At 73.6% G+C, this 10,437-nt stretch carries 10 protein-coding genes and 2 pseudogenes; 6 read left to right on the top strand and 6 right to left on the bottom strand.

The genetic code is table 11. From position 1 onward, the window contains the following. Positions 1–319: pseudogene (locus E1289_RS33285) on the bottom strand (ATP-binding protein); the annotation flags it as partial. A gap of 327 nt (positions 320–646) precedes the next feature. Here E1289_RS33285 and E1289_RS33280 point away from each other — a divergent pair. Then, positions 647–1,993 (top strand): HAMP domain-containing sensor histidine kinase, encoded by a 1,347-nt coding sequence (locus E1289_RS33280; protein ID WP_131987401.1) that lies wholly within the window; start codon positions 647–649, stop codon positions 1,991–1,993. 24 nt (positions 1,994–2,017) lie between these two features. Here the strand turns inward: E1289_RS33280 and E1289_RS33275 are convergent, their stop codons facing one another. Beyond that, positions 2,018–2,896 (bottom strand): NAD(P)-binding domain-containing protein, encoded by an 879-nt coding sequence (locus E1289_RS33275; RefSeq protein WP_207929315.1) that lies wholly within the window; start codon positions 2,894–2,896, stop codon positions 2,018–2,020. A gap of 96 nt (positions 2,897–2,992) precedes the next feature. On the opposite strand from E1289_RS33275, the gene E1289_RS33270 reads away from it, so the two are divergent. The 3 genes from E1289_RS33270 (at position 2,993) to E1289_RS33260 (ending at position 7,297) form a co-directional block, all read left to right on the top strand. After that, positions 2,993–6,100 carry a BTAD domain-containing putative transcriptional regulator gene (locus tag E1289_RS33270; protein ID WP_131987399.1) on the top strand — a complete coding sequence of 1,036 codons (3,108 nt, stop codon included), beginning with the start codon at positions 2,993–2,995 and terminating at the stop codon, positions 6,098–6,100. A gap of 83 nt (positions 6,101–6,183) precedes the next feature. Next, positions 6,184–7,056, top strand: a complete 873-nt coding sequence (locus E1289_RS33265; protein ID WP_131987397.1) for an arylamine N-acetyltransferase — start codon at positions 6,184–6,186, stop codon at positions 7,054–7,056. Positions 7,057–7,108: 52 nt separating this feature from the next. Beyond that, positions 7,109–7,297: a hypothetical protein gene (locus tag E1289_RS33260; protein WP_131987395.1), complete on the top strand. Its 189-nt coding sequence runs from the start codon at positions 7,109–7,111 to the stop codon at positions 7,295–7,297. A 60-nt stretch (positions 7,298–7,357) separates the two neighbouring features. Here E1289_RS33260 and E1289_RS33255 read toward each other — a convergent pair whose 3' ends face one another. Continuing rightward, positions 7,358–7,549, bottom strand: coding sequence for a hypothetical protein (locus tag E1289_RS33255; RefSeq protein WP_131987393.1), 192 nt, complete (start codon positions 7,547–7,549; stop codon positions 7,358–7,360). Positions 7,550–7,559: 10 nt separating this feature from the next. Continuing rightward, a complete protein-coding gene (locus tag E1289_RS33250; RefSeq protein ID WP_131987391.1) occupies positions 7,560–7,916 on the bottom strand; it encodes a DUF3140 domain-containing protein in 357 nt (118 codons plus the stop codon). A 168-nt stretch (positions 7,917–8,084) separates the two neighbouring features. Here E1289_RS33250 and E1289_RS33245 point away from each other — a divergent pair, with 168 nt between their 5' ends. Beyond that, complete coding sequence (locus E1289_RS33245) at positions 8,085–8,918, top strand: phosphoribosylaminoimidazolesuccinocarboxamide synthase (RefSeq protein ID WP_131987389.1); 834 nt, start codon at positions 8,085–8,087, stop codon at positions 8,916–8,918. Between the two features lie 91 nt (positions 8,919–9,009). Here E1289_RS33245 and trxA read toward each other — a convergent pair whose 3' ends face one another. Continuing rightward, positions 9,010–9,324 carry a thioredoxin gene (gene trxA / locus E1289_RS33240; protein WP_131987387.1) on the bottom strand — a complete coding sequence of 105 codons (315 nt, stop codon included), beginning with the start codon at positions 9,322–9,324 and terminating at the stop codon, positions 9,010–9,012. 58 nt (positions 9,325–9,382) lie between these two features. Beyond that, a pseudogene (locus E1289_RS39900) lies at positions 9,383–9,715 on the bottom strand (MerR family transcriptional regulator); the annotation flags it as partial. A gap of 142 nt (positions 9,716–9,857) precedes the next feature. Between E1289_RS39900 and E1289_RS33230 the strand changes: the two are divergent. Beyond that, the coding region (locus E1289_RS33230; protein ID WP_243713312.1) for a DUF5996 family protein at positions 9,858–10,437 on the top strand (580 nt) is incomplete at its 3' end.

Here is a 10,437-nt window from a genome sequence, read left to right as displayed (position 1 = left end):
GGACGACCGTCACCTCCCCGCCCGCCAGCCCCGACGCCGTGTGCGTGATCGCGTTGGAGACCGTCTCGCTCGCCACCGTGACCAGGTCGTCCAGGATCTCCTCGGACACGCGGGAATGACCGAGCACCACCTCGCGGACGAAGCTCCGCGCGCCCCCGACGGACCGCCGCACCCCGGGTAACGTGACCTCGCCGAGGACCACCCCGTCCCGAGCCTCGCCCACCGACCAGCCTCCCCGTCGCCGAAAACGGCCGGCCGCGAGGCCCGCCTCCCCCACACCGGCCTTGCCCGCGGCTCGCAACGCATCCTCGACGCCCACCGAGACGGCTCCCTTCGCGTCGGGAAAGTCGCCCGTCACCCTCGCTGTACGGCCCGGGACCCGGCTACCGTTCATGATCCGGCGAACGTTTCCCCAGATCGCACCGCCGGCCCCACGCGAAACGCAACGTCCCGCAGGTCCCACGAGCCGGACCGGGCGGCGCCGCCCGCCGGCACGGCACAGCAGAGCCGACAGTCACCTTCAGTGATCTATCACCTACGCTGAGTCAAAAGGCGGCCGCTCCGAGTGGCGGGCCGCCCGGGATTCGGGGGCTCGGCAGTGACGACGAAGTGGCGGGAACGCGTCCGCCGAGGGTGGACGCGCCCGATGTCCACGGTGCGGGGACGCGCGACCGTCATCACCGTGGCCGGGGCGGCGCTGATCCTCTTCCTGCTGCTCTCCCTGCTCCTCCTGCTCGCGCGGGACTGGACGGAGAACCGGGCCCGGGGGTCCTCGGAACGGGCCGTCGAAGACCTCGTGTACAACCTCGGCCCGCAAGGCCGCGACCCTCTCCTCCCCCGCGGGATGGGCGAGACGGTGATCCAGGTCGTGGACCCGCAGGGCCGGGTCGCGGCGTCCGGACCACGGCTCCGGGGGCGTCCGGCGCTGGTCGCGCCGGAGGAGACCAGGGGCAGGCTGCTGGTCGACCAGCGCCACTGCCCGGACTTCCTGGACGAGTGCGTGTGGGTCTTCGGCCTGCGGGCGCGGACCTCCCCCTGGGGGGACGGCATGATGGTCCTGGCGGCGACGCCGCTGCCGGCCGCGGTGAACATGTGGACGCTGCTGGCCTCCTTCGTACTGGTCACCACGGCGCTCCTCGCCCTGATCGCCTGGTGGACGTGGCACACGATCGGACGCGTGTTCGTCCCGGTCGACCAGATCCGCTCGCAGCTGGCGGACTTCTCCGCGCACGGCCTCGGCCACCGGGTGCCCGTCCCGGAGACCGGCGGTGAGATCCGGCCCCTCGCCGAGACCGTCAACGCCACGCTCGACCGGCTGGAGGACGCGCGGGAGCGGGAGCGCCGGTTCGTCTCCGACGCCTCCCACGACCTGCGCAACCCGATCGCCGGGCTCCAGCTGCGGCTGGAACTCGCGCTGGACGAGCCGCCCGACGCCGACTGGAAGCCGATGGTCGGCTCCGCGCTGCGCGACACCCGGCGGCTGAACGACATCGTCCTGGACCTGCTGGAGCTGTCCAGGCTCGACTCCCGCGCCCCGGCCGCGGTGGAGGCGGTCGACCTCGCCGGCCTCGCCCGCCAGGAGGTCGAGCGGCGCGCCTCCCGCGTCCCGATCGAGACGCGGCTGGAACCCGGCGTCCTCGTCCGGGCGAACCCGGTGCGGCTGGCCCGGGTGCTGAACAACCTGCTCAGCAACTCCGAGCGGCACGCGGAGTCGCGCATCGAGGTGACCGTCGCGCGCGACGGCGCCGACGCCGTCCTCGAAGTGCTGGACGACGGTCCCGGCGTCCCGGAGGAGTCGCGGGAACGGGTCTTCGAGCGGTTCTCCCGCCTCGCCCCGTCCCGGGCCCGCGACCCGCACGGCACCGGGCTCGGCCTGCCCATCGCCCGCGAGATCGCCGAGATCCACGGCGGTTCCCTCCGCATCGAGGACAGCCCCAGGGGCGCCCGCTTCGTCCTGCGCCTCCCGCTGGCCACCCGGAGCACGGCCCCGTGAGACCGGGGCCGTGCCGCCGCCGCGTCAGGGCGCGGGGGCGCGGATCGCCTTGATGACGCTGGCCAGACCGTCGGCGCCGTGGCCCGCGTCGACGGCGCGCCAGAACAGGTCCCTGAGCGCGAGCGGCCCCGCGGTGTCGATCCCGGCTTCGCGGGCGGCGTCCACGATGTGGTCGGCGCCGACCGCCTGCATCCGCAGGTTGTTGTCGTCGCCCGGGTAGACGTCCGCGTCGATCTCCTCGGCCATCTGCTTCAGGAAGCCCATGGGGCCGTCCTCGGTGAGTTCGCGCAGGGTCGTGGCGGCGAACGGAAGGAACTGCTGCGCGGAGACGCCCGCCGACCCCAGTAGCGCGACGGCGTGCATGTAGGCCGTGAGCGTGGACCAGAACAGATACAGCTCCGCCTGGTAGTAGAGCATCGACAGGCCCAGGTCGGCGCCGAGGTACGTGACGTCCCCCAGCACGCCCAGAACCTCCCTGTGCCGGTCGATGACCGCTTCTGGGCCGCTGTAGAAGATGTACGCCCCGGGCTGCCCGATCCCTGGCGGCGGCGCCATGACGCCCCCGGTCACCAGCTCGCCGCCATGCTTCGACGCCCATTCTCCCGCGCGGCGCAGTTCGTCCGGGCTGCCGGAGCTGAGGTTGACGATGACGCGGCCCTCCAGGTCAGCGCCGCCGAACGAGTCGTACATCGCCTGGTAGTCGGTCTGGCTGACGACGACCAGCTCGGAGGCGGCGATCGCGGCGGCGATCGTGGGGGCGAGGGTCGCGCCGTCCCGGACCAGGGGCGCCGCCTTGGCCGCCGTGCGATTCCACACCGTCACGGGGCGGCCGTCGTCAAGGAAGGTCTTGGCCATCGTCGCACCCATGGGCCCGAGGCCGACGACCGTCACCGGAGATTTCACGAAGTCCTCCTGCAGTGGGTTTTCTTCACCCTCACCCAGCCCGCTACGGAACGGCTGCGGGTCGGTCCGTAGCGGCGGGGCGGCTACGCTGGCGCCGTGCGCTTCGGGGTGATGGGGACACTCGCGGTGTGGACGGACACCGGGACGCCCGTGCACGTCCCCGAGGCGAAGGTGCGGACACTGCTGGCCGTACTGCTGACCGCTCCCGGGCGTCCCGTCTCCAGCGACCGGCTCATCGACGCCCTGTGGGGCGGACGGCCGCCGCGCAATCCGAAGGGGACGCTGCAGGCCCGGGTCTCCCAGCTCCGCAGGGTCCTGGACGGGGCGGAGCCCGGCGCCCGGGACCTGATCGCGTCCCGGCCACCCGGGTACGTCCTCGACGTCGATCCGCAGGCCGTGGACGCCGAGCGTTTCACGGCGGCGCTCCGGCGTGCCGGGGAGGCCGCCGATCCCCTCGCCAAGGCGCGACTGCTCGGGGACGCGCTCGCGCTCTGGCGCGGCCCCGCCTTCGGCGAATTCACCGACGCCGAGTTCGCCCGCGCGGCGATCACCGGCCTTGAGGAGAACCGGCTCACCGCACTGGAAGAGCACGCCGAAACGCGGCTTGAGCTGGGCGAGCACGCGGCCCTCGCCGCCGAGCTGGCCGACGCGGTGGCGCGGCATCCGCTGCGGGAGCGGCTCCGCGCGGCACACCTGCGGGCCCTCTACGGGGCCGGGCGGCAGAACGAGGCCCTCACCGGCTACCACGAGCTGCGGGAACGGCTCGCCGACGAGCTGGGCGTCGACCCGAGCCCGGAGCTGGCAGCGCTCTACCGGTCGATACTCGAACAGGACCCGTCGCTCGAACGCGACCCGCCCGAACCGGACCCGTCCGGTCCGGGGCACATGCCGCCGCGGCTGCCCGTCCCGCTGGACGAGCTGATCGGGCGCGAGCGCGAACTCGGCCAGGCCCGCGCGCTGCTCGCCGATCACCGCCTGGTGACGCTCACCGGCACCGGCGGCGTCGGCAAGACCCGGCTGGCGCTGGCGGCGGCCGCCCGCTCCGCCGCCGGCCATCCCGGCGGCGTGTGGATGATCGAGCTGGCCTCGGTGCGTCCCGCGACGGCGGATGAGGTGGCCGAGCACGTCGCCCGCGTCATCGGCCTCCGCGACGAGCCCGCGGCGGGTCCCGTGGAACGGCTCGGGGCCGCGCTGCGCGGGCGGCGGGCGCTGCTCGTCCTGGACAACTGCGAGCACGTGATCGAGCCCGTCGCCGAGCTGGCGGAACGGCTGCTCGGCGGCGCTCCCGGCCTGCGGATGCTCGTGACCACGAGGGAGCCGCTGGGCGTCCCCGCCGAACGGATCCTGGTCGTCCCGCCGCTGGACCTGCCGGGACGCGACGTCACGCCGGAGGCGCTGCGGCGGTCCGGGGCGGTCCGGCTGTTCGCCGCGAGGGCGGCGGCGGCCTCGCCCGGGTTCACGCTGGACGCGGGCACCGCCCCGTGGGTCGCGTCGATCTGCCGGCGGCTGGACGGCGTCCCGCTCGCGCTGGAGCTGGCGGCGACCCGGGTCCGCGCGCTCGGGGCGGGGGAACTCGCGGCCCGGCTGGACGACCGGTTCCGGGTGCTGGGGGACGGCCGGCGCGGCGGTCCGGCCCGGCAGCGGACGCTCCGCGCCGTGATCGACTGGAGCTGGGAGCTGCTGACCGGGCCGGAACGGGTGGCGCTGCGGCGCCTCGTCGTCCACGCGGGCGGCTGCACCCTCGACGCCGCCGAGGAGGTCTGCGGCGCGGGCGTCGACGTGCTCGCGAGGCTGGTCGACCGCTCCCTCGTCGTCCGGACCGGGGACGGCCGCTACCGGCTGCTGGAGTCGATCGCCGCGTACGGCCTGGAGCGGCTCCGGGAGGCCGGTGAGGAGGACGAGTTCCGCCGCCGCCACGCCCGCTACTACACGGGCCTGGCCGAGCGGGCGGCCGAGCGGCTGCGCGGCCCGGAGCAGCCGGAGTGGCTCGAACGCCTCGACCAGGAGGCCGAGAACCTCGGCGCCGCCCTCGACCACGGTGACGCGCTGCGGCTTGTGAACTCCCTGGGGTGGTACTGGTACCTGCGCGGGCGGTTCGACGAGGCCCGGCGCGCCTGCACGGCGGCGCTGGCGGTACCGGAGGCCGGGGCGCCGGCCGCCCGTGCCGAGGCGGGCACGTGGCTGGCGGGCTTCACCATGCTGGCCGGTGCGGACACCGACTCCGAGGAGCTCCGCCGCGACGCGCTGAAGCACCACGATGATCCGTTCGCCCAGGCCAGGGCGGAGTGGTTTCTCGGCCACGTGCACTGGGCGTACGGCGACCTCGCCGCGAACGAGGCGCGCACCGGCCACGCCCTGTCGGTGTTCCGCGCACGCGGCGACCGATGGTTCACCGCCGCCGCGCTCGCCACCCGCGCCGTGTTCGCGATGGGCCGCGGCGACCTCGCGGCCATGGCGCGCGACGCGGAGGAGAGCCTCACGATCTTCGACGGCCTCGGGGACCCGTGGGGACGCCTGGAGGCCGCCGACGTCCTCGCCCGCCACGCCGAGATCGCCGGCGACCACGACGAGGCCGCCCGGCTCCTCCGCACCGGCCTGCGCGTCGCCGAGGAACTGCGAATGTGGCCCGAGGCGTCGTTCCGGCTCTCCGGCCTCGGCCGCGTCGCGCTGCTCACGGGCGACCTCGACGCGGCTCGCGACCTGCACGAACGAGCCCGCGATCTGGCCGTGCGGCATGCCGCGCGGTCCGCGGAGGAGTTCGCCGAGATCGGCCTCGGCCTCGTCGCCAGGGCGCGCGGCGACCTCGACACCGCCGAGACCCACCTGCGCGCCTGGCTCGGCTGGCTGCACGGCATCGGCGGGACGGCCGGACTCGCGTTCCTGCACGCCCAGCTCGGCTACATCGCCGAGGAGCGCGGCGACGCCGCCGCCGCGCTCGCATTCCACACCGAGGGACTCGCCGAGGCCCGCGCCACCGGCGACCCGCGCGCGATCGCCCTCGCGCTGGAGGGGACCGCCGGGGCTCGCTCCCTCGCGGGCGAGCACGCCGGGGACCACGCCGAGGCGGACTCGCTGATGTCGGACGCCGGAGCCCTGCTCGCCGAGGCCGCCGCGCTCCGCGAGGCGGCCGGCGCCCCGCTGCCCGCCGCCGAACGCCGCGACGTCGACCGCGCCCTCGCCCGGATCGCCCGCCGGGGCCGGTGACGCCCGCGCGGCGACCACCAGGGGGAGGATTCGGGCGGTCTCCGGTGTTACCCCCACAGCGACCGCCCCGGCGAGAGGAAGAGATGACCGAGGATCTCGGCTACGGGTGGCAGGGCGAGCTGCTCGACCTGCCCGCCTATCTGAAGCGGATCGGCCACGACGGTGACCTGACCCCGACGGCCGGGACGCTGCGCGCCCTGCACCGCGCCCACGTCACGTCCATCCCGTTCGAGAACCTGGAGATCATGCTCGGCCGGCCGGTCGAGCCGGCGCTGGACGCCGTCCAGGCGAAACTCGTCGACCGCCCGCGCGGCGGCTACTGCTTCGAGCACAACCGGCTGTTCGCGGCCGTCCTGGAGCGGCTCGGCTACGAGATCACCGCCCTGGCCTCGCGGGTGATGATGGGCGGGCACGTCCTGCGCCCGTGCTCGCACGTGCTGCTCCACGTCCGCCCGCCGGACCTGCCGCGGGACGAGCCCGGCTGGCTGTGCGACGTCGGTTTCGGCGGCGGGCCGCTGGAGCCGCTGCGGTTCCGGGACGGCGAGGAGGCCGAGCAGGACGGCTGGGGGTTCCGGCTCCGGAAGGAGAAGGCCACCCCCACCCCCTGGGCCGAAGGCGCGGCGGAGTGGGCGCTGTACCAGCGTCTTCCGGAGGGCTGGATCCGGCGGCAGACGTTCGCCCTGAACGAGACGTTCCGCATCGACTTCGACGTCCTCAACCACTACGTCTCGTCCAGCCCGCGCTCACCGTTCACGACGCGGCCGTTCACGCAGCGGTTCCTCCCCGGCGTCCACCACGTGCTGGACGGCACGACGCTGACCACCACCCGGACGGACGGCACCGTGGAGACCCGCACGCTCGCCCCCGAGGAACTGCCCGAGGTACTGGCGAGCCGGTTCGACATCGTCCTGGAGGCCGGGGACGTCCCCCGCCTCATCGGGTTCCTCCGCGCCTGAGCGAGGTTGAAGCCCTCCCCCGGGGTATTCGGCCGGAGACGAAGGAGGGGTGATGAGCGAACGCAAACGTGACGAGGACAAGCCGCTCGCCGACCGCCGCGCGGAGGAGGGCGCTCCCCAGGAGACCGACGACGACTTCGCGGGCGAGCACGCGCCCGGCCCCACGGACCCGGCGATCGCCGAGGCCGAGACCCCCGGCGGCGAGGACGACGGCTACAGCCCCCAGACCGAGGTCCCCTGAGGGCCGCTCAACGCGGAAGGGCCGCCCCCGCATCCGGGGCGGCCCTTCCGCGTTCCTTCGTCAGGAGGGGTACGGCGACTGCTGGTCGGGCGGGGTTCCACCGCCCTCGCCGCCGCCCTTGTCCCCCTTGTCGGTGCCGTGCGCGTGGCCCTTCGACCGCGTCGACTTCGGATCCGTCGCCTCCGGCGCCGGCTCGTTCGTCACCTGGGTCGTCTCGGACCGCCGCATCTCGGGCTGCTGCGGGTTCGGCATGATCTCCCTCCTAGGCGCTGGACGGATCGGGACGCAGCGGGTCGTGCCCCACGGTCATGAGCGAGTGGCGCCACGCCTCGTCCCGTTCCGCGTCCGGCGGACGGTTCTCCAGCCGGTCCTCCACGAAGTCCACGACCTCCTGCATCACCTCGGCGTCGCCGTCGGTCAGGTCGACCTTCCGCTTGCGCAGCACGTCGACCACGCGGGCACCGAGCTCGGAGACCCCCGGAGCCGGTCCTGGCGGGAAGGCCTCCTCCCCCGAGGCGTCGGTGAGCAGCCAGATCCGCAGCTCGTCGGAGGTCATGTTGACGAGCCGGTGGAAGTCCTCCCAGGCCAGCTCCGCCTCCGCCGGAATGCGATCGTTCATCGGTAACTCCCTGTCGGCTTCGCGGATCGCCCTACCCGACGCCCAAGCCTCCATTCACCTCGGCGCCGTTCGCCCGCACCGAACCGCTCGGCCGCAGGTGGCGAGGGGGGCTTGTGACAAACTCCTGCGGGCAGGACCCCGCACGGGACAGCGAGCAGAGGGAGCGCAATGGAACTCGTCCACTCGGGCAAGGTCAGGGACGTCTATGCGGACGGGGACGACCTGATCCTCGTCGCGTCCGACCGGGTCAGCGTGTACGACGTCGTCCTGCCGACCCTCATCCCCGACAAGGGGAAGATCCTCACGCAGCTGTCCCTGTGGTGGTTCGAGCAGCTCGCCGACATCATTCCCAACCACGTCCTGTCGGCAACGGACGTGCCGGAGGAGCTGGCGGGACGCGCCGTCCGCTGCCGCCGCCTCACCATGCTCCCCGTCGAGTGGATCGCCCGCGGCTACCTCGCCGGCCTCGGGCTCAAGGAGTACGAGAAGAACGGCACCGTCTCCGGGATCCCGCTGCCGGACGGGCTGGCCGAGGCGTCCCGGCTGCCCGAGCCGATCTTCACCCCCACCACGAAGGCCACCGAGGGCCACGACGAGTTCATCACCTACGACGACGTCGTGCGCGAGATCGGCGACGACACCGCCGCCCGCCTCAAGGACGTCACCCTGAAGATCTACAGGCGGGGGGCGGCCATCGCCGCCGAGCGGGGCATCATCATCGCCGACACCAAGCTGGAGTTCGGACGCGCCGCCGACGGCACCCTCACCCTCGGCGACGAGGTCCTGACGTCCGACTCCTCCCGCTTCTGGCCCGCCGACCAGTGGGCGCCGGGCCGCCCGCAGCACGCGCTGGACAAGCAGTTCGTCCGCGACTGGAGCAGCACCCTCGACTGGGACCGCACCCCGCCCGGCCCCGCCGTCCCCCAGGACGTCGTGGACGCCACCCGGGCCCGCTACATCGAGGTCTACGAACGCCTCACCGGCCGCACCTGGACGTCCTGAACCCCGCCAGCACCGGCCACAGGATGTTCAGCAACGTCCGCACACGGCCTCCCGACCCAGCTCGGTCCTAGGGGGCCGCGGCCGGCGGACGTCAGAACTGCCCGTCGAGGTCCGCGAGCAGAGCGCGCTTGGACTTCGCGCCCACGATCTGCCGGACCACCTCGCCGTCCCGGTACAGGTTCATCGTCGGGAAGCCCATGACGCCGTACCGCGCCACGACCTCCGGGTGGTCGTCGCCGTTGAGCTTGGCGACGGCGAGGCGGTCGCCGTGCTCCGCCTCGATCTGCTCAAGGATCGGCGCGATCATCTTGCAGGGGGGACACCAGTCCGCCCAGAACTCGACCAGGACGGGCTTTCCCGCGCGCAGCACCTGCTCGTCGAAGTTCTCCGCCGTCAGTGTGATCATTCGTCCCCTCCGAGGTCGGCGCGCACCCCGGGCAGGCACCCGGCTCGGTCGCACGCGCCAGCTGGCCGGCCACGTCCGCGCGGCGGCGGATCAGGGTGCGTATCTCGGCGTCGATCTCGGCGAGCTTGCGCCGGTACACGGCGACCGACTCGGGGCACGCGGCGCCGTCCGGGTGGCCGGCCCGCAGGCAGTCCACGAACGGGCGCGTGTCGTCCAGCGTGAACCCCGCCGCCACCAGCGAGCGGATCTCCCTGACGAGCCGCAGGTCGGACTCCTCGTACTGCCGGTAGCCGTTGGCCGCGCGCCGCGCCGGCAGCAGCCCCTGCTGCTCGTAGTACCGCAGCGTCCGGGTGCTCACCCCCGCCCGCGCCGCCAGCTCCCCGATCCGCATCCGGCCTCCTTCGTCCGTGGCCGCTACGACGCTAACCCTTGACCCCGGCGTCAAGGTCAACCCCGCACGCCCGCCGTGATTCCGCGCGTTACAGCATGGGCAGGATCCGGACAGCCGGAAATGTCGATCGGGAGGCAGCGGGATGACCGAGCAGAAGGCGTGGCCGCGGCTGCGCGTGGCGGACTGGACCGACACCCGCGACACCCTGCACATGTGGACGCAGATCGTCGGCAAGATCCGGCTGGCGCACGCGCCCCTGCTCAACCACTGGTGGCAGGTCACCCTGTACATCAGCCCCCGCGGGTTCACCACCTCCGCGATCCCGCACGGGACCGGGGCCTTCGACATCGAGTTCGACTTCATCGACCACGTACTGCGCATCCGCAGCAGCGACGGCCCGTCCAGGCAGGTGAAGCTGGAACCGATATCGGTGGCCGACTTCTACGCCCAGACCATGGAGGCCCTGGACGACCTGGGCATCACGGCACGGTTCCAGACCCGCCCCAACGAGGTGGAGCCGTCCATCCCGTTCGCCGAGGACCACGACCACGCCTCCTACGACGCCGAGGCCGCCCACCTGTTCTGGCGGCAGCTCCTCCAGGCGAACCGCGTCATGGGCGAGTTCCGCTCCCGCTTCGTCGGCAAGGTCAGCCCCGTGCACCTGTTCTGGGGCGCCCTGGACCTGGCCTGCACACGCTTCTCCGGACGCCTCGCCCCACCCC

The sequence above is a fragment of the Actinomadura sp. 6K520 genome, from assembly GCF_004349245.1.
In the GTDB taxonomy this organism is placed as follows: Bacteria; Actinomycetota; Actinomycetes; order Streptosporangiales; family Streptosporangiaceae; genus Spirillospora.
Note: the sequence above shows the minus strand (reverse complement) of the source record. Positions and strands in the feature narration are given on the sequence as shown.

Bases quoted from the DNA above. Each gene is read 5' to 3' on its own strand.
- E1289_RS33250 (WP_131987391.1), bottom strand. From the start codon at position 7,916: ATGAACGATCGCATTCCGGCGGAGGCGGAGCTGGCCTGGGAGGACTTC.
- E1289_RS33265 (WP_131987397.1), top strand. From the start codon at position 6,184: ATGACCGAGGATCTCGGCTACGGGTGGCAGGGCGAGCTGCTCGACCTG.
- trxA (WP_131987387.1), bottom strand. From the start codon at position 9,324: ATGATCACACTGACGGCGGAGAACTTCGACGAGCAGGTGCTGCGCGCG.
- E1289_RS33245 (WP_131987389.1), top strand. From the start codon at position 8,085: ATGGAACTCGTCCACTCGGGCAAGGTCAGGGACGTCTATGCGGACGGG.
- E1289_RS33280 (WP_131987401.1), top strand. From the start codon at position 647: ATGTCCACGGTGCGGGGACGCGCGACCGTCATCACCGTGGCCGGGGCG.
- E1289_RS33260 (WP_131987395.1), top strand. From the start codon at position 7,109: ATGAGCGAACGCAAACGTGACGAGGACAAGCCGCTCGCCGACCGCCGC.
- E1289_RS33255 (WP_131987393.1), bottom strand. From the start codon at position 7,549: ATGCCGAACCCGCAGCAGCCCGAGATGCGGCGGTCCGAGACGACCCAG.